Source organism: Silvanigrella sp. (assembly GCF_044369315.1).
In the GTDB taxonomy this organism is placed as follows: domain Bacteria; phylum Bdellovibrionota_B; class Oligoflexia; order Silvanigrellales; family Silvanigrellaceae; genus Silvanigrella.
Genome location: NZ_JBIPMD010000038.1, coordinates 1 through 20,197, shown reverse-complemented (window position 1 = coordinate 20,197; position 20,197 = coordinate 1). Strand labels below are relative to the sequence as shown.

17 protein-coding genes are annotated in these 20,197 nt (G+C 28.0%); 4 read left to right on the top strand and 13 right to left on the bottom strand.

The features are described from left to right. Positions 1-110: 110 nt before the first annotated feature. From tssK to ACIQ56_RS05305, 4 genes are read left to right on the top strand one after another with little or no spacing between them, the layout of a single operon-like run. Positions 111-1,472, top strand: coding sequence for a type VI secretion system baseplate subunit TssK (gene tssK, locus ACIQ56_RS05320; RefSeq protein WP_397600035.1), 1,362 nt, complete (start codon positions 111-113; stop codon positions 1,470-1,472). Beyond that, entirely contained in the window at positions 1,472-2,236 is a 765-nt protein-coding gene (gene icmH / locus ACIQ56_RS05315) for a type IVB secretion system protein IcmH/DotU (RefSeq protein ID WP_397600034.1), read from the top strand. Before tssK ends, icmH begins: the two co-directional genes overlap by 1 nt. A gap of 24 nt (positions 2,237-2,260) precedes the next feature. After that, entirely contained in the window at positions 2,261-6,163 is a 3,903-nt protein-coding gene (locus tag ACIQ56_RS05310; protein WP_397600033.1) for a hypothetical protein, read from the top strand. A 30-nt stretch (positions 6,164-6,193) separates the two neighbouring features. After that, positions 6,194-8,071: a contractile injection system protein, VgrG/Pvc8 family gene (locus tag ACIQ56_RS05305; protein ID WP_397600032.1), complete on the top strand. Its 1,878-nt coding sequence runs from the start codon at positions 6,194-6,196 to the stop codon at positions 8,069-8,071. A 96-nt stretch (positions 8,072-8,167) separates the two neighbouring features. Here the strand turns inward: ACIQ56_RS05305 and ACIQ56_RS05300 are convergent, their stop codons facing one another. The 13 genes from ACIQ56_RS05300 to ACIQ56_RS05240 all read right to left on the bottom strand — a co-directional run. Further along, positions 8,168-8,602 (bottom strand): hypothetical protein, encoded by a 435-nt coding sequence (locus ACIQ56_RS05300; RefSeq protein WP_397600031.1) that lies wholly within the window; start codon positions 8,600-8,602, stop codon positions 8,168-8,170. 22 nt (positions 8,603-8,624) lie between these two features. Continuing rightward, a complete protein-coding gene (locus tag ACIQ56_RS05295; RefSeq protein WP_397600030.1) occupies positions 8,625-9,719 on the bottom strand; it encodes an ImpA family type VI secretion system protein in 1,095 nt (364 codons plus the stop codon). After that, complete coding sequence (locus ACIQ56_RS05290) at positions 9,712-10,491, bottom strand: hypothetical protein (RefSeq protein WP_397600029.1); 780 nt, start codon at positions 10,489-10,491, stop codon at positions 9,712-9,714. The genes ACIQ56_RS05295 and ACIQ56_RS05290 overlap by 8 nt, the downstream gene beginning before the upstream one ends. Next, on the bottom strand, positions 10,488-12,251 hold the full coding sequence (locus tag ACIQ56_RS05285; protein ID WP_397600028.1) for a type VI secretion system baseplate subunit TssF: 1,764 nt from the start codon (positions 12,249-12,251) through the stop codon (positions 10,488-10,490). The genes ACIQ56_RS05290 and ACIQ56_RS05285 overlap by 4 nt, the downstream gene beginning before the upstream one ends. Continuing rightward, positions 12,244-12,603 carry a GPW/gp25 family protein gene (locus tag ACIQ56_RS05280; protein WP_397600027.1) on the bottom strand — a complete coding sequence of 120 codons (360 nt, stop codon included), beginning with the start codon at positions 12,601-12,603 and terminating at the stop codon, positions 12,244-12,246. Before ACIQ56_RS05280 ends, ACIQ56_RS05285 begins: the two co-directional genes overlap by 8 nt. A 131-nt stretch (positions 12,604-12,734) precedes the next feature. Further along, positions 12,735-13,283 (bottom strand): hypothetical protein, encoded by a 549-nt coding sequence (locus ACIQ56_RS05275; RefSeq protein WP_153418883.1) that lies wholly within the window; start codon positions 13,281-13,283, stop codon positions 12,735-12,737. Positions 13,284-13,317: 34 nt separating this feature from the next. Further along, positions 13,318-14,802, bottom strand: coding sequence for a type VI secretion system contractile sheath large subunit (gene tssC, locus ACIQ56_RS05270; protein WP_397600026.1), 1,485 nt, complete (start codon positions 14,800-14,802; stop codon positions 13,318-13,320). Between the two features lie 27 nt (positions 14,803-14,829). Then, entirely contained in the window at positions 14,830-15,348 is a 519-nt protein-coding gene (tssB, locus tag ACIQ56_RS05265) for a type VI secretion system contractile sheath small subunit (RefSeq protein ID WP_397600025.1), read from the bottom strand. 814 nt (positions 15,349-16,162) lie between these two features. Next, complete coding sequence (gene fliF / locus ACIQ56_RS05260; RefSeq protein WP_397600024.1) at positions 16,163-17,770, bottom strand: flagellar basal-body MS-ring/collar protein FliF; 1,608 nt, start codon at positions 17,768-17,770, stop codon at positions 16,163-16,165. Between the two features lie 52 nt (positions 17,771-17,822). After that, on the bottom strand, positions 17,823-18,152 hold the full coding sequence (gene fliE / locus ACIQ56_RS05255) for a flagellar hook-basal body complex protein FliE (RefSeq protein ID WP_397600023.1): 330 nt from the start codon (positions 18,150-18,152) through the stop codon (positions 17,823-17,825). Between the two features lie 24 nt (positions 18,153-18,176). Then, positions 18,177-18,614 carry a flagellar basal body rod protein FlgC gene (gene flgC / locus ACIQ56_RS05250; RefSeq protein WP_153418888.1) on the bottom strand — a complete coding sequence of 146 codons (438 nt, stop codon included), beginning with the start codon at positions 18,612-18,614 and terminating at the stop codon, positions 18,177-18,179. A 39-nt stretch (positions 18,615-18,653) separates the two neighbouring features. Then, positions 18,654-19,082: a flagellar basal body rod protein FlgB gene (gene flgB / locus ACIQ56_RS05245; RefSeq protein WP_397600022.1), complete on the bottom strand. Its 429-nt coding sequence runs from the start codon at positions 19,080-19,082 to the stop codon at positions 18,654-18,656. Further along, positions 19,079-20,197, bottom strand: a 1,119-nt coding sequence (locus ACIQ56_RS05240) for a sigma 54-interacting transcriptional regulator (RefSeq protein ID WP_397600021.1), incomplete at its 5' end; no start/stop codon positions are given. The genes ACIQ56_RS05240 and flgB, both read right to left, overlap by 4 nt.

Here is a 20,197-nt window from a genome sequence, read left to right as displayed (position 1 = left end):
ACCTACGCAATGAATATCATCTCTGGAAGCCGGATGTGGGAAAACTACAAGTCCGGTTCTGCAGGGGTTTCATGGCAATGAATTACTTTATTTGAAAGGAAATAAAAGTCATGTCTCTACCTACCAAAAGTTTGAAAAACATTCCTGAACAAATCATGTGGCACGATGGAATGCTTTTATCTCCACAACATTTTCAACAAGCTTTTAAGCGTTCTGAAAATATATATAAATATCAATTTTTTCAAAATATTCCATATCCATTTGGAGTAAAAACATTTACATTTGATGAAAATACTTTCACAAATGGACTTTTAAAAGTTGAAGAATTAGAGTGCACTTTTCAAGACGGTCTAGAATATTATTTTAATTCAAGTAAAGATAAAGAAACACTGGAGTTTGACCTAACTAAACACAAAGATATCTTATCCAAAAAACCTGTAACTTTAGTAATTTGTGTTCCTAAAAACAAAACGAATAATTATATTTTAAATTCTGCAAATTCAAGATTTAAATCTGTTAATACTGATAGTTATGCTATTGACGAAAATACAGGTGAAGATGAAATTTATATCCCTAAAATAAAACCTAATGTAAGTTTTATGCTAGAGCATGAAATAAACTCTAATTTTATTGCAATCCCTATTGCAAAAATTTATTTAGAAAATAGTTTTTATAAAACAAAAATATTCTGCCCTCCGACAACTTCAATTATACAAGAATCCCGTATTTGGAAAATATGTAATTCCGTTTGCTTATTGCTGCGTTATAAAATACAAGATATTATTGCAGACATATATAAATTTGATAATGAAGAGTATAAAGGAACATTTTTTAATAGAAGACAAGCTCTTAAAACAATGAAAGCTTGTTTACCAAGACTCGAAGCAAGTATACACTCTAGCCAGTTGCATCCTTTTCAACTTTACCTAGAACTTTATGATGTATATGCACAGATTTCATCTAATGATATAGATGAAAACCCTAAATCTTTAGTACCTTATAACCACTTTAATTTATTAGAAACTTTCGAAACTATTCATGATTATATTATTGAATATTTAGAAAGAGAAATTCCAACTAGATTTAACCTCACTAAAATTTCAAAAATTGACAAAAAATTTCAGTCTACAATTCTCACAAAAGAAAATACATTAGATAATAATACGCATATTTTAATTGGTCTTAAAAAAAGTTACTCTGTTTCTGAAGAAAACTTTATAAATTGGATAAAATCCTCAATTATTTGCGAAGAAGAAAATTTATCAATGATAATTGAAAGAAGATCACTTGGATTACTTAGAACAATAATTGAAAAGTATGAAAATTTAATACCAAAGAAAAATATATATTTAGTTTATGTCAAACTTGAAAATATTAAAAAGGACAAAATAAATATCGTTATTTCTTCAAGCGTAAATGATAGTATTCATTATTTACCTGAAGAAGTAATTATTTATTCTAGGAAAGCATAATGAATTTAGCGAAACAAACTGAAACACCTATTAATGAAAATATAATTCTTATTAGCCAAGAAGTTATTCATTTTTTCTTTAATAAGTTGAATGATGTGAGTAATTTAATAAAAAACGATGATCCAGAGAGTACAAATGAAATTGTAACTCTAAATGAAAATGATGTGAGTAATATTTCAAAAGAAATTGAAGAATTTATATTACGAAAAATTGATTCATTAAAAAAGAATAAAAAATATTATGGAACAGATGTTTTAAAATTACTTCATTTTGCTCTTGTTTCGCTTATTGATGAAATGCTTATTACTTCAACTTGGCCTGGAAAAGAAATTTGGAAAAACTTAACCCTTGAGAATAGAATATTTTCTTCTAGCTCTTCTGGTGATTTGTTTTACGACTATTGCGATCGAATCCTTATAGATAGAGATTATAAATATAGAGAACTTGCAATGTGTTTTTATCTATGTTTATGCTCTGGATTTAAAGGAAAATATCATTCAAATCATGATATCGATAAAGTAGAACAAATAAAAACAAATTTATATCAATTTTATAACGAAACAAACTTTGAATCAGAACCCGAGCTCACTGGAACATTACCAAGTATTTCTTATGAATCTTCAAATATTGAATTTGAAATAAACCATAAAAAAATCATGTACTCCCTACTCCTTACTAACCTTTTTCTATTTACAATCTTCCTAGCGGCTTCAATTTATATCTGGTTAATTAATAATAATATTTTATCCAAAGGTATCATGTAAAAGGTAACTTAAAGTAGGTTAATTATGTCACTCACGTTGATTTATATATTTTTAGCATTAGTTTTATTCATAGTGTCTTTTTACTATTTATTTAATTTATGGAATCCAGATATTTCAAGATTTTTTTCAAATGAAAAAATTAAAACATTTTTATTTGATAGATTCTGGTTTTACGAAAACAAAAAAAGATTAAAACAGAAAAACTTATTCATCATACTATCCAATAATTCAAATGAATACTTGCAAGAATTAAGCGAACAAATAGAATCAAGTGATATATATAAATACTTTGAAGAATCAAAAAAATCATTTGAAATTATAAATATCAACTCTATAAACTATCTATTTTTTAATGATTTTTTACTTAAAGAATCAAAAGAAATAAATTTAATCCGCCTTAAATTAACATTAAGGAAAATATTAAAACTAAGAAAGAATAGTATTTTAGATGGTGTTATATTTTTTCCAAACCAGCTCTCATTTACTAAAAAAAATATTAATTATAAAGAGTTATCTGAAGAAGCATTTATATTATCAAAACTTTATAAAGAAATATGTAATAAACTAAAAGCAAAAATTCCTTTATTTTTTATAGACACTTCTATAACAAATAATGTCCCACCTTTACATTTATACCCATTGATAAAAGACGAAAGTGATTCCAGCAATGTATTTGGATTGTCTCATAGAACTCATGAAAATACTGAGGAACTCAACAAGGAAATTAAAAAAGCAATAGAAAGCTGTATTGCCTCTTATGAACTAAATTGCCAACATTTTTTATTAAATTTCGAAGGTAATTCACAAGGTGATATCATACGTTTTTTCTTTAGTTTAAAATCAAGTCTTATTTCGTTCTCAAAAAACTATGTAGATTATTTTTATAAAGGATTTTCTCTAAAAGAAAAAGAATTTACCTATTCTCATTATATCATAAATATAAGTAGTTTTTATAAAAGAGATGAATTTGAAGATAAAGATTCTCATTTATTTAATTTGTTTAATTATATATCAAAAAATTTAATTAATGGTTCACATGCGTCAAAAGAATTTATTAGAAATAAAATTTTAAATAGATATATTTTAGCTGCTTTTACTCTATTGAATATAACTTTTGTGTCCTATGCTTTATTTAGTTCAACTTCATTTTTACAACAAAAAAGAAGCATATTTTTAAGTAGTTTTTCTGAATTAACTAATTTCATTAATGGATATAATAAATTAGACAAGTCAGCGAATAATAATGATTTAATGCAAAACAAAATATGTTCATTAATAAATAATTCAAATAAACTAGCTGCAACAAATTTTTATTATTCTTTATTATATCCATCTTGGAATTCAGAAATTGAAAAAAAATATAGTTCACTATATAATGAAAAACTTGGAAATTTTGTATCAAAAATATTGATTCAAAACTTTAATGATAAAGTATCAGAACATTTAATAAAGAATAAGTCATGGAATTTAACTAATGAATCAGCTGATGAAATAATTAAAAACCTAGGACTTTTTGTTAAAGATAATACGCAAATAAATAGTATTTATAGTCTAATTTATTCTAAAAATCCTCAAAAAGACACAGAAGCTTTAACTCAAATGGCTTACTTTCTTTATGGACTAGACTGTGGAAAAACTTTGGCAGAAAGAAATGTTTTTTCTGTTTTAGATAATAGAAATATCATTTCTTTAGTGAATCCTAATTATATAGATTTTGAGCAACAGACCAAAGATATATTAAAAAACTCATTACAGATATATTTTGATTATTACACTTCACATCATGAGATTATGATTGCAGCTAAGAAAGTAAACGATAACTTACAGCTTATTAGAGACTCCTTGAATGATCAAGATAAATTATCAGATCCCAAATTCGTTCAAGGCTTTATAGACAATTTAAATCAATTAAATGATGCTCTTGTTAAAAATCAAGAAAGCTTAAAAAACACGAATAGTTTTTTCGGTGAAAATTTTGGCTTATTTTTGAATAAAGTTGAAAAAAATCTAATTTTAGGAAAAGAGTTTTCTAATAAAACGATTATTGTAGGAAACCAAAAATTTGAAGACTTTAAATCTAATTTAAGTTCACTTTTACCAATTGGAGCTTCATTTCCCATCATTATAAATGATACAAAAAGTATTGTTATGAACCCATTGCTAGCACAAATTGCAATGGCGCTAACAAAAATGAACTCTATTGTAAATCCAAATACAAATAGCACTCAAAATAATGCAGATAACAAAACAATATATTCTGATTTAAAGTCAATTGCTCAAAACTTGCCAACAAATGCATTATGGCAAATCGACAATTTACAGCCTATTCTGCAACAAGGAAATAATTTTTCAGCTGCATTTAATTCTGTTAATCAGACTGTTATTCCTGAACCTTTAGCAATCTTTTTTAATAAAGTAACTAAAAAAGAAAGTTATTCCTTTTGGAATAAAAATTTATCAAATTCCATTAGAATATTTAATATAAATGATCAATTGCCAAATCCAACAAATCCACAATTAGATCCTAATATTCAAAACTTGCAGCTTTCTGCCCCTATCTTAAAATCGATTTCAGACCTTTTAATAGGAAGTAATAATACTGAAATAAATACAAGCCTTGTTTCTATTATTAGCCAGCAAATTGATAGACAAGCTAAAAAATATTCAAGTTTAATAAATAGCATGTCTTTCTTTTCGCCTATAAATCCGGATTTTATGACTTGGAATGGAGATTCCTCGGCTGCTTATAATGCTTTTGGAGTTGGCACTGATGAAGATCTTAAATTGTATATATCAAACCAGAGAGCTTCTTTAGAACAATTTTTTAATAAAAATATCTCTCCTATTCTTATTTCGAGAGCAACATTTTTTAAAGACACTTTTGCTAATAACGATAGATCTATTGAGTATTTAATCAACTTACAAGATTCCCTATCCCCAACCCCAAAAGCAAATACTTTTGGCTCATTTTCCTCTTTTTTGACAACAACAATGACAAATCTAAGAACAGAAAGCTGTGCTAAATTTATTGCACAACCTCCTGTTATTGGAAATAGTGACTATTTTTCTAATAAACTAAGAAGTATTTATTCACCACTCGCTAAAAGATGCCAAACCTTATTAATAAAGCAAGCCTATTCAAATTATGATAAAATTGCGTCTCAGTTTAATTCCGCGATTGCGAATAAGTTTCCATTCCAAAGCAACTCAAAATCCATGGATAGTGCCTCTATTGATGACTTAAATTCTTTATTCACTGATTTTAGTCAGTTTCAAAAACAAGACCTACCTATTTTAAAACAATACAGCGCTTTATATCGTGGTAGACCTGAAATTCAGAACTTTATTCAGAGCTTAACCAATGCACAAAACTTCTTTCAAATTCAATCCGACAAAGATGGCAATTTGATGCCAGCAAAATGGAATGTGGATATTGATTTTAGGACAAATACAGACAGAGAAATCTTAGGAAATCAAATTATTAACTGGTCATTACAATCTGGTAATGAAATAATTGGGTCGGATCAAGGCAATATATCAAAAGGGAAATTTCTCTGGACATATTCAGATCCTATGCAATTTTCGGTAACATTAGCGCAAACCTCTAAATATTCATTAGATAAAATTTCCGAAGATAAAAATATCTTTATTACGAATAATACGATATATTTTAATGTGAGAAATCGCTGGTCTTTATTAAAATTTATTAATGACTATGCGGATTGTTCAAACATTAATTATTGCTTGAAAAATACGTTAAAGTTTGAATTACCAATTAATAATGATAAACAAGTTAAGTTCTTCATCACCTTGTATTTAAAGAATGCAAAAGGAGTTAGGATTAATGTGCCTAATTTTCCTACTTTAGCCCCTTATATTGAGAAAAAAGGCGCAAAAGTTAGCAATGTAAGTGACAACTTTGAATAAAAGGTATGATATTTTTATAAAGGCTTAATTATGGCTAATAAAGAATGCATTATACAAGATGTTAAGTTCACAAATAACACTTTTAAGTTGCTAAAAGACTTAAAAATCACTTCATTCAAAATAAGTGAAGGATTTTCTAAGTTATATAAAATACACCTTTTTGTTTCAGTTGATATCGCTAAAAATAAAATTAATAGCAAAGCTTTAAAAGAATTATCAAAAGAAACAATCCAGTTTTGTATTTCATATAAATATAACTATGAAAATAAATTTGTAGCTGGAGAAAAAACACTTTCCGGAATTGTTGAAAATATTAATTTTTCAGTAAATGAAGCAAATAAAGATAGATTTAGCTTTGAATTTATTCTTGTACCTCCACTTTTTTATGCAACTTATGGCAATCAATATCAAACCTGGAATGACAAAACTTCCGAAGAAATTATTACAGAAATATACAAAAAATATTCTACGTTTAGTGAAATATTTAAAATTGATCCCATATTTAAGCTAGTAGACGAAGATAAACTTTTAAAAAGAAAAAATACAATTCAAAATGGTGAAACAGATTTTGATTTCATTTGCCGACTTTTAAATGAAGATTATTTAACATTCACCCATGTTCAAGAAGCTAAAAGCGTTTCATTAGTAATTACAAATAATGTTGAAAATTATTTTAAGAGCTCAACAAGTAAACCTATTAACTTGCAATTGACTAGATCAAATACCGTAGGTGAATTTTTAGATCTCTCATATTTTAGCAGAAGTAGATTTGACAATATTCAAACAGAATTTTTTGACAGTAGAAGTTTTGACAATCCTAACTCAAATACATATCCATCAAAAGAAGCAAATAAAAATAAAGTTTCCTGGACAAATCATCCTAATTATCAAAAAAATTTTGAAAGTCTAAAACTATCAGAATACTATTCTATTAATGAATTAAATAGAAAAAATAATGAATCTACTTCATTAGTTTTAAATAGAAATAACATGTTTTATACTTTAGGCGACTGTATCAATTTTGATAATGAATTAAATCAACACCTAAAAGATAATTTACCGATTGATCTAGAAACAAACTTTATTGTTTACGAAGTTGATTATGAGTATTCAAGAAAAAATAACATTTCAAACACGACAACAAATCCAAATTCTTCTAAAAAAGATACATATGAAGAAGAATATAATGCTAAATTAAAAATGTACCCTTTTGTAAAAAGCGAAGACGCTCATTTTGAAGGCGCATATGTAACTCATTACAAAAATATCATTTTAAACGCTTCTGCACATAATACGACTGCAATCGTTTTTGGAAAAGAAATAAAAGACCTACAAATTGATAAAAAAGACGGGGTCATTTATATTGGAATTCAATACTTCTGGCATGATATAAACGAAAAAGACTCTAAAAACTTTGTTTGGGCTAGACTCCGTGAAATTTATGCCAGTAAAGACCATGGTGCTTTATTTATCCCTCTGCCTGGTGACGAAGTAGATATTAAATACAACGACAATGATATTGACCAGCCTATTATTGTTGGTTCATTTTATAATTCAAAAAATAAACATCCTGTTGACCTTGATGAGACCAAAAGAGGGATTATTACAAAAGAAAATCTTTTAATTTATGTGAACTCTATAGATGATAAAGAAACTTTTGTGAGACTTAATTTAAATAACAAAGGTTTATTAGATATCCAAAACAAAAACTCAACGATTAATACCAAAGAAAAACTTGATATTACGAATAAAAATGCTTCATTGGAAAGCTCTGAAAACTTAAATATTAAATCTGAAGGTGGTAAATTAGAAAGCAACAAATTAGGAGTTGAAATTAAAAGTTCAGATAAAATATCATTAAAAAGCTCTTCATCAATTGATATAAATAAGTTTAAAGCCAATTCATAAATTTCAGTTTTATAATTTCATTTTTAGTACAAAATAAAAAGATAGAAAGATATAAAAAATCTCTCTATCTTTTTTTAGCTTTTATAAAATATTTTTTTAGTCTTCCCAAAAAGGCTTCATAGGATAATGAGACGAATCATTTTGTTCAAAAGAGTTCTCTAAGTGGGAATTTGAATTTTCATTATCGCTATCTGATGACTCCAAATTATCCCTATTTTGATCTTCCGGATTTGAAAATGGGTTTTGTTCTAATTCTTGGTTTTCAAAATGAGAAGAAGCGGAATTAGGCTGATTCTCATCAATTAAGAAAATATCAGAACTCATTTCAAAATACTCAGAAAGTTTTTTAATTTGATTTATTGTTAGTTTTCTTTTTCCATTTATAATTTCTAAAATTAGACTTCTTGGCCCTAAAATAGTAAATAAATCGTCAAATTTTTTCTTTTTTTGATTCATTATTTCAAGAAGAATCATTCCATTACTTATCGTAAATGGTTTAGTCAAATTCGTATTTTCAAAATTAGCAAACATAGATAAATTCCTATCTTAAATTTCATTCATTTTTATTATCAAGGTGTGAAAGACCTAATAATGTAAAAATTTCTTGAGGATTTGAAGTTGTAGAAAATAATTCCATTAAAACTTCAAATAAAGATTTTTTACGCCAATCAAGACCACGCCTTATTAAATAAGGAGAAGGAGAATGTGGATCATTGATAAGTAGAAATTTATTTGCCGCTTCGATTACTTTATAGGCCTGCTCTACGGAATTGATTTGATTCACCTCAAAATTCAAGACTATATTACTAGACTTTTCACTCTCTAAATTTAAGTGAAGTGAAGGATCTTCTCTATTTGTATTATTTATACCATTCTCTATTTCTTTATTATATTTACTTTCAAAAACAGAAACAATATTCTCACAAAGTGAAATTAAATCATAGAAAGATAAATCTTCGTCTGTTATTTCTGCTAATTCTAATATAAATTCTTCTTCAAGTTGCTTAAGCACTAGTATAATAGACTGAAGAGAACCATAAATTTCACTTATAGAATGAGAACTTAAAGAATCTAATTCTAAAGATAGTTTGTTTTTTGCTTTGGCAGCAAATTCAGTGCCCTTAGAAGATTGAGTTTCAAGCCAATACCAAGACAAAGAGTTTTGAGAATCATTTGAAGAATTTAGTGAATAATTTTTAATAATAATCGGTAAATTTAGCTTTAACCATAAAAAAGGCGCTACCCTTAAAGAATAATCGTCTTCTATTATAGGTGGGTTCACTTCTTGCCAATACTTTTGACATAACAAAAGAATTAAACTCATTGATTTTGCTAAACCAGGAAAACCTTCGGTATGAAATTTAGATTCAGCATAATAAGAAAAAACCTGAAGGTCTTTTATATTATTTATAATGATATCTTCACATAATTTAGAGATATCATCCCAGCCTAATTTTTCTTTTTCCTTTTTTGACCACAACTCATCCTCTATTTCTGCAGAGGCCAAAGAATTTCTAGAATCTTTTAAATTAATAATAAGTTGATTTCTTTTTGAATAAATTCCACAAGGATTTTCAGAAGAGATAGGCGCCAATAAATCTTCTGAATTATTGAACTGCAATATTTTAAAGTCATCGTTTCTAAGCATAAAAGTCTCCATCAGATAAAAAATCATTTGTTTTAGGAATAGCATATACACCTAAACATTTATTCTTTTCAAAAATAAATGAATATTTATAGATGTTATTTTTCAATTTATTTTTAGAAAAAATAATTTGCACTCCAGTTATCCCAATTATTTTGAGAAAAACTTTAAAATTTACAATTTCACTCGAATCAAGTTCAATAATTACTTTAATTCTATTGACAAATGAGTAAAAGTCGTTTCCTAAAGAATAATCATTACATAATATTTTACTACTAATCGTGTTTTTACCTAAAACAAATTGTTTATTATTGGAAATTAATTTAGGAATATTTTCAATAATTTTAGGTTTTCTTTTAAAAAAATTCTGAAAAAATAAATTTAAGTTTTTTTGGCTATTTAAAAAATCGTTTTCATTATAATTTTTAAAATTAAACAAATAATTCAAGATATTTTTATTTACTTCAAAAAAGTGATTTAAAAAAATAAGTTCTTTAATAAATATCTTTAAAAAACTAATAATAACTTTCTTTTGATCTTTTGTATGTAAAGAAAAATTTTCTAAAATAAAATCAGGGATAAATATTTTTAAAGGGAATCTTTCTTTTATTATAATTTTATTATCAATATTAAAATTATAAAATGCGGTCGAAGAAAAAAACATTTTTTCATCTATTTCAATATTATTATATGATATAATATCACGCATTATCTTATAAATGCGCTCATTATCCGTAATTGAAAGATATTTTGAAAAAAAACTGTTTAATTTCATATTAATTCCACTTTAAAACTGATTGATAGATTAAAATCTCTTATATAATTAAAATAAGAATTTAAAAAGTTTATAAAAAATAAGGTGCCTCTTGGAATCCCATCTTTTTTGCTAAAATTCAATTTATAAGAAATTTCTGGGATAAAATAAACTTGATTTTTCCAAATACTTTTATTCACACTTTCTTCTGCTTTAAAACCATTTGAGTTATGAAGAATTTGTCTGATTAGAGCTCTAACAGGATTGCCTTTAGTGGTAATATATTCCAACATTTTTTCAAATTCGGAATCATTAATAATTTTTTTGGAAACAATTTCTTGGTTGACTCTATAAAGTAGTTTTAAAATCTCAATATTGCCAAAGTGTTTTAATGGTCTATTAGAATATTTTGGAACAAATAAAGAGTAAACTTTATTTAATAATATATTATTATTTCTGCAATTAAATTCAGTATAAGGTTTAATATAGTTCGCTTCAATCCCATTTGTACAGTATCCTATCGGGAACAAATAATCTGGCCATATAACATTATCAAAATTTACATTTTGATTATTAAAAAAGATCTTTACATAAAAACATCCGCTTTCCTTAACAGTATTTGTAAAGTTTCTTCTAGAAGCCCAGCAAAAGTCGCTATATATTTCTTTTGTTTTGTTTGATTTTGTCGTCTTATTTTGATTATGATATTCAGGTAATAGATAAGATTCTCCAGATTCAGAATCATATGCTTTAATTGAAAGTATATTTAAAATATCTGCCTCATTTTCACCTTCAACTCTTAGCAAATATTCATCTTTATCTTTATTTGCTTTAATGGGAATCATTTTAGATTCAAAATAATTCGATACTGGAATACAATTAGATTGTAAAAAATCATTTCCAATTTTAGATAAATTGTCAAATTTTTCTAAAATTGGAATAACAATTCGAATTTTATTTTTAATATTTTTATTAAATTTTAAGTTAATATTAAAAAAGAAATATTTTTGATAACAGTTGATAAAATCAAATAATGGATAAATAATATTATCGCTATTATATAAACTATCAAAGTTAAATTTAAATGTTATATTACTTCTTGATAAAACAATGGGCGTCTCTTCATCATCAACAGTAATATAAATTGGTTTATCAGATGAAAATATTGCATCATATATAGAAATTGTAGAATAAAAATCAGAATCAACATAAACAGGCATGTCTATTGAATTATTAGATTGCAATTCTAATGGCTGAATTGTTTCAAGATTTAGAACAAAAGCTCTTCGATTTGAATAAATATTTTGACTACTATTATTTGAATCTATATAATGAGATTTATTAATGGATATACAAGAAATTATCATTTCATGTATAGAAGAAAACTTACATTGAATATTATTTTGATTCAACGCTGTAAATAAAGTATTTTTGGGGATAGTTATACTATTTTTCTCTTTATTAAATGAGTTTTTTTCTGGAATTAATTTTAATATTGTCAGAGCGGGAAGAGGAGATATTAATTCGGGAAAAATGTTTTGTATAAAGTTAATAGAGTAATCATTTTGTGCCATTAGAGATTTATGCTCAACTTGTGCAAACATATAAGCAAAAGATTCTATTAATCTTTCAGTTTCAGGGTCATTGCTTTTTCTATATGATAAATCTAAATAGGGAGCTAACTCAGGATTTTGCTGAGAAAATATTTTTCCATTCTCCCTTAACTCTTCAAGTATATTAATATAAATTCCCAAAAAATCTTGATTACTTGTTTTACTCATATACTATAAACTCCCAAATTGATATTTTAAGAATCAAATTCAAAATAATATCATCTTCATTATATTCTGCCTTCAGTGAAAGCTTTGCTTCTTTCTTTAAAGAATCGTAATGAGTAAAGTCAACATTAATAAAATTTAGCCTATGCTCAAATGCATTTATTGATTTTTCAACAAGATTACACAAAAGCTGTCTTTCAATTTTTGATTCCATAGAGAGGTGCGTGATGCTTGGTAAGCCAAAATGAATAGCAGATAATTTAGAACATTCTTGAAAGTCAGAACAAGAAAGAGAACTTCTTGTATTTAAAATATTGCAAATATTTCTAATTAGTGAAAAAAAAAGAGTCTTCATCTTTTTCATTATAATTATAAAATAATCTTTCGATACTTTTCATTTTTATATTCCTGAATATGAAGACTTAACAGCTAAAAAACAAATGCATATTATGGCTATTTAGCAATAATATGCCTTGCTTATTCAACTTAAATTTTTACGCTTGGAGCTCCATCATATTTCCATTCAGCTGGAACGTTATCTACCATTTTTTGGCTAGTAGCAAGATCAGCATGAATGTCACTGATAGATTGGTTATTTTTATCTCCAGCAAGACTGAAAAGAATTTGTCTTACGCCACCTTGTTTTCCGTTTCCGGAAATGGAATTAAAAACAAGTTCAACTTTTTCTGATGTAAGAGTTTCTATTTTCATTCTAACGTTGAAAAAAGTTAACTCAGATTTTTTCATTGGCTTACCATCTTTGTCGCCAACACCTTTTTGTTCGTTTATACTTGTTAGTTTTAAAGTAACAATATCTAAAAGATCTGTTTGGTATTTTTGAAATAAAGGAATTGCCTTTTTATCAACAATAGTAATACTTGGTAAAAAGTTTAAAGAATATTTATCAGTTTCTCTTTCAGATAAAATAGGGAAACTAATTTGCTCACAAATAATTTCTTTATTTTTAGGATAAGATCCTTCAATTTTCATATCAGCTGGTAAAGTTAATAATACTTTGTCATTTGTATCTTGCATGTTACATTTTCCTTTTAATAATTAAATATTTATATTACTCAGGTAGTTCAGTTACTAGTCTCAACGATACTGTTAGCTCGTTAAGATAAAAATGTGGTCTTAAATACATTATTGCTTTATAAGCCCCAACTTTTCCAGGAACCGGAACAACATCAACTCTTGCTTCCCTTAGAGGAAAACAACTTTTTGAATAGATACTAGCATTGTCATCCAAAATAACATATCTTGAGATCCAATTATTTAAGTACTCATTTATTTCTCCTTGTGATGTAAATGAACCGATTTTATCTCTCATAATCACTTTTAAATAATGAGCAAATCGAGAAACAGCCATAACATAAGGTAACTGGATAGAAAGTTCTGCATTTGCATTTGCAAGATCATTGTCATACTCTGTCAATTTATGAATTGTTTTTGATCCAAAAAATGTAGCAGAATCTGTTCCTCTTTTATAAACAAGAGATAGAAATCCAAGATCATGTAGCTCTTTTTCACGACGATCTGTAATTACTGTTTCGACTGGCATTTTAAAAGTACTGTTACCTTCATTATCCGTAAAGGTATGAATAGGAAGTTGTTTTACAGTACCACCGTTTTCTGAACCACGAATGTTTGAAAACCATCCGTATTGTCTATAGGACTCAACCATTCTTTGCGCTAATGAGAAAGAAGGATTTCCCCATAAATATTTATCATGTTCAGTGCCATCAAGTACTTCTTCAAAATGAAATTCTTTAACAGGAATTCCATTTTTTCCACCGTATGGTTCACGCATAATTACTCTTGGTAGAGTTAAAGAAACATATTTGGAATCTTCTAAAGCTCTGAAATGTCCCCATGAAGCAAATTCAGCAGTATTAAATAATTTACTCAATTGTTTTGGTTTATCTAAGTCATCGAAAGAGTTAATATTAAATAATTCATGACTAGCAGCATCGATAAAAGGAGCATGAGCAGCTGCAGCAACACTAGAAATTGCCTTTAAGCACTCGATGTCTTCAATGCCTTTTCCAAAAGTGAAATCGCCTAATAATAGCCCGTATGGCGTTCCACCAAATGTTCCGTATTCGTTTTCATAAACAAGTTTAAATAAACCTGACTCATCAAATTGTGGAGCAGAGTCCGCATCAGATAAAATATCTTCTTTCGTAACATCTAAAATACGAACTTTAAGTTTATCATCTGGTTCTGAAAATTTAACTAAATTATGTAAACCTTTCCAAGTAGCTTCAAGCTTTTGGAATTCATAATTATGAATAATTTCGTTTATTTGAAGCGTAAGAGCTTCATCTATATCAGCAATTCTTTGGCTAATCATATGTGTAATGGTTTTTTTAAATTCCATTTTTTCATTAACAACTTCTGTAGCAAAAACGGTCAACATATCTTTTACATTATTGATTTGTTGATCATTTTTATTTAATTCAGATTTCGCTAATGCTTGATCTAAAATAGGATAATCAAGGTTTTCTAGATCGAAAAATGATTTTGTTTCTGTTGCAAATTCTGTTGAACTCATGATGTCTTCCTCATAATTTTAAAATGATTATTCTGCTTCTTTTGCTATATTTTCTGTACCAGCAGAACTTGCAATTTGTTTCAGTGCTTCAGGAGTTTTCATAAATTGTAATAATGTTTCTTCTAATTTTTCATTACAATCTACATTCGTTTGCAATTCAATTAATTTTTTTCTTGTTTCTAAAAGCACTCTAAGAGAATCTACTTTATTAGCTATTTTTCCAGGATTGAAGTCTTCAATTGAAGTAATATCCAATTCAATCTGAGAAAAAGAACCATCATTCTTGAGTTTATTCTCTACTTTTAGCTTTAATTTAGGAGCTACAGATTGAACAACAGAGCTAAAGTTTTCTTTACTTATTTCTAAAAACTTTTCATTTTTGATTTTTTTGGTTTTCGTATGAAGATGACCAGAAAAATTTGCCATAACTCCAATTACAAATGGAATATCTTGCTCTTTAACAGAACCATTCGCTTGCAGATCATAGGTGATTTGTACACGTGGTGGTTTATATGTTGAAAGCTTTTGTTGTGTGCCTTTTGACATTATATATTCCTTTTCCTGTAAATCTAAAATGACGTCTAGAATGATTGATTTAACAATCAACTCACTATTTTCTGGTAAGCAAAATCTAGGCCAAGTTTATTAACCGCAGAATAAGAACCTATCAATTAAATAACTATTTTTTTAAATTATTAAAAATATTGAAAAATATATGTTTTTTTGTGAAATAAACAATTTATATAATATGTTCATTTTATGTAACAAATTTTAGAGGCAAATTTTTTCTTTTTTGAATTGAATATTTATATAGATCAAATCTTTATATTATAAAGTAAAATAAAGAGAGCTCCTCTTTTAAAAGAGGAGCTCTCTTTATTTAATAACAAACTTATCCTTTAATAATATAATATAAGTTAGTTTTTTTATAAAAAAACACATGTTAATTTTTACAATTTGATTAAATTCATGTTAATTTATAGTAATAAATTATTTCGGAAAAATCAAATGGTATTTTTCAAAAACTTTCATATATTTCGCACAAAATTAATGCAATATAGCAATATTTTAAATACCTAATTGTTTATTTTAGATTTTTTGTCAAAAATTTTTTTATATTTAAATATTTTCTAATCAAAGTTATATATATCAAAAGAGAAAAAATATATTATTTAATAAGTATTATGAAAATTGTTTATTTAAAAAATAATTTATTAAAATACAATAAATGCACAAAACATTTAAAATGCATATAGGTATCTGTTTCTTTATATATACTAGTTATAAATACATATCAAGGAATATCGTCTGTTTTTGTGATACATATGTTAGCATAATTTTTATACTAGTATAATAATTTCTAATGATTTGGATTGAGTAGCTGACGTATTGCTTCTGTTGTTTTTTGAGGATCATTTTTAGCCAAATACAAAATTTGCTCTTTTGGAGACAATTTATCAAATGGTACGTCTTCTTTTAATTTCACTCTTCTTGCACCCGCACTTGTTCTTTCAAGCTTATAATCCACAAGAGCCAATTGCTCTTTTGAGCGTTTTTCAGGATCATAAGTAAGCCATCTGAAATAAGGCCGAACCAAAGCGTAGTAGATAAAAAACATGGCTGCAATCGCTACTAAACCTAATATTGCAGTTTGAATTAAAGTAGTTTGACGCGCTGATAATGAAGCTTTTTCTGCTAGTGCAAATTCATCAAGCTCAAACTGAGTGGACTCAACAGTTATCGTATCTCTGCCTTCTTTAAAACCAATCGCATTTTTTACTAATTTTGTTACCATAGCCATTTCTTCTGGAGTTCTTGCGACATATTTTCCGTCAACAAGCTTTCCGTCCACTAAAATAGATGCGCTCAATTTGGTTATATTCCCTATTGGTTCTACAATTTTACTCAGTGTTTTTTTTACTTCAAAATTTAAATTCTCAGTACTAGATTTTGTACTATTCGTTAATCCACCAGCTATACCAATATCTTCTCTTTCTCCAGGTAAGTTACTTTTGGCCCCAGGGACTCCAGTAGGGTTTAATCCGTTACCTTGAGATGACTGCTCGTTACGTTGCGAAGCAATTACCGCGGTTCTTTCTGGATCAACATCGGATATTGTTGTTTCTACCTTTTTAAATTCAATTAAAGCATCTACTTTAGAAACTACCTTATCATGGCCAACAGCTCTTGCTAAGATATCTCTAATTTTTTGCTCTAATTCTCTTTCTACTTTTCTTTGGTATTCACGTTGTGCTGATGTAACCTTATCTATTCCACCATCTTGCTCATCTGGCTGAGTTAACATATTTCCGTCTTGATCAATGATAGCTACCGCTTTGGGATCCAATCCTTCCACAGCCCGAGCTGTTAAATGAATTATCCCTTGAATTTGTCTTTGACTTAAAGATTTACCCGATTTTAGTTTTAAATAAATACTTGCTGTTGGAGATTTTTTATCATCCGCAAATATTGCATTTTCAGGAATCACAATATGCACTCTACTATTGGCAACAGGATCTAACTTTCCAATCGTTCTTGATAGCTCTCCTTGAAGAGCTCTTAATTTATTCACTCTTTGCTCAAAATCAGACATACCAAAAGTTCTATCATCAAATTTTTCCCAACCAACACCTATGCCTGTATTAGGCAATCCTTCTTGAGCAAGTGACATTTTTATTTCCATAATTTTATCATCTGGAAATGAAATAGTATCACCTTCCATTTTATAATCTTTAAATCCTGATTTTTTTAAATGAGCTAATATTGCTGTTTTATCTTCAGCTGAAAGATTGGTATAAGCGGGATCATATCTAACTGTAGGTTTCCAAAATATAAAAACAGAAAGAACAAAAAATATGGTTAATAATCCAATTCCAATCGCAATCTTTCGACCTTTTGTAAGTCCAGCATAAAATGCTTTGCTTTGAATTAAAAATTGCGATGAAAATTGTTTTATTTTCTCTAACATTTTTAATAAACCCTTATGAATACAAATATACTAAGAATTTTATTTCTAAAATTTAGACTTGCATTCTCATTACTTCTTGATATGCCTCTATCACTTTATTTCTCATTTGAACCATCATATTAAAGCCTAACTCTGCTTTTGTTACTGCAAGCATAGTTTCATGAATATTACTTTGTCTTCCAGAAGCTAAGTCCATGCTTGCTTTTTCCGCTTCTCTTGCACCTGTGTTTACTTCTTTAATTCCTTTTTCAAGAAGATCTTGAAATTCTGTTTTACCTGCAGGATTTGGAGGAGTTCCTCCTCCACTTTGTGGAACAGAGTTTAATAAATTATTTTTTAATTTTAAATAATCTAAATCTGCTGCAGAAATTGCTTTTGTCATTTATAATTTACCTTAATAAAAAAACTATCTACCTATACCAATAGCAGTCATAGCCATTGACTTTGTCGCATTTATTGCTTGAGTATCGCTTTCAAATGAACGATTACTTGTAATCATATTTACCATTTCTTCCATTACTGAAATATTTGGCATCGCAACATAACCATTTTCATTTGCATCGGGATGATTAGGGTTATAAACAAGCCTTGGAGCTCTTCTATCTTCTGTAATTCCGTCAACCTTGACTTCTTTTAAATTAGGATCAAAAGCCAAACGCATTAAATTATCAAAGCTTAAACCCGAATTTCTAGCGGTAAATAAAACATCTTTTCTTTTATAAGGCCCACCTTCTTCTGTTCTAGATGTATTTGCATTTGCTAAATTTGATGAAATTACGTTCATGCGAATACGTTCAGCAGATAATCCAGAGGCGCTTATTTTTAATCCTTCTAAAAAACTCATAAGATTTCCTTCTCCTCAAAATAATATTAAAAAAGAAAATTACCTTCCGCCGTTGATTGCGTAACGTAACATTCCTAATTTTCTATTTAAGGTTTCAATTGTAGCCTTATAAATAATTTGATTTCCGGCAACTTCAGTCATTTCTTGATCAACATCTACTGTGTTTCCATCATTTCCAATACTTTCTGTTGGTTTCACAAAAAGATCGGGTTTTAAAACACCGTCTGCACCCATTCCTGGCGCTTTAATATGCCTAGAATCGCTTACTTTCATAATAAGATCTTTGTCAGAACCAATTGCTGCTTGAAGTTGTTTTTCAAATTCAAAACCTAAAGCCCGATAGCCTGGGGTAAGTGAATTTGAAATATTTGCAACATTTACATTCTGTCTTTTCAGTCTTTGATTTAAACTTTCTTCAAGTACAGCATCGTGTTTTCCAAATATTTGGTTCCCAACTACAGAGCTCATACATTTTTCCCTTCAACTTCATATCCACATTCAACAAGTTCATTTAACTTATAACGTAACGCACGAAGTGAAATGCCAAGCGCTTTCGCAGTATGAGTTCTATTTCCATTCATTCTTCTTAAAGTTTGAAGAATTAAACGTTGCTCTAATTCCATTAACGTAACTTGAGGTAGTGGATCACCCATAGCAACTTCGGTTCTGCTATTAGCTCTCATTAAATGTAGTTCTTCTACACCAATATAATCTCTTGTAGAAAGTAACACAGAACGTTGAATGACATTTCTCAATTCACGTGTATTTCCTGGCCAAGTGTAAGTTCTAAGAGCTTGTTTTGCCGTTGGCGATAATTGAACATTTTTCGAAAACTGAATATTGAACTCACGTAGAAATATTTCTGAATAAAAATCAATATCCACAAGTCTTTGGCGTAAAGATGGGATTTCTAAATGAATCACATGCAATTTAAAGAAAAGATCATTGCGAAATCTTTGAGCATTGACTTCATCTTGAATATTTTTATGGCTACAAGCAATAATGCGAGCATCAGCAGCTGTTCCTCTCCGAATAGCTCCTTTATTAATATCTTGTTCCTTTAATATTCTTAAAAGCTTTAGTTGCATGGAAGCATCTAATTCTGTTACTTCATCAAGCATTAAGGAACAAGTTTCTAATGGTCTGTTTAAAGCTCCCTGATTATAATCATGGGAAGATCTTTGAGTTGTAAATAAATCCATTTCAAAAAAATTAGTCGGGATATTGGAGCTATTTGCAACTATAAATCTACCGCGCTCACGCCCGCCAGCAATATGGATTGCTTTTGCGAATGTTTCTTTACCAGTTCCACTTTCTCCAGTTATTAAGATTGGAACTTTAGTTGGCGCAATCGTTCTAGCGACTTCAAGTAATTTATATACTTTTTCATCTCTAGTTGGATAGTGCCTTAGCATTTCTTCTTCAGAAATTCGATTGTCTGATTCAGAAGGCACAGTATTGGCATGAACGCTACGCCCTTCTAAAGCATTGTTACCTTGCTGTGTTCCATAATTTGTGGAATCTAAGTCAAACAATCCCACAGGACGCACTTCACTCATAAACAAACCTCCCTCACGTGAACC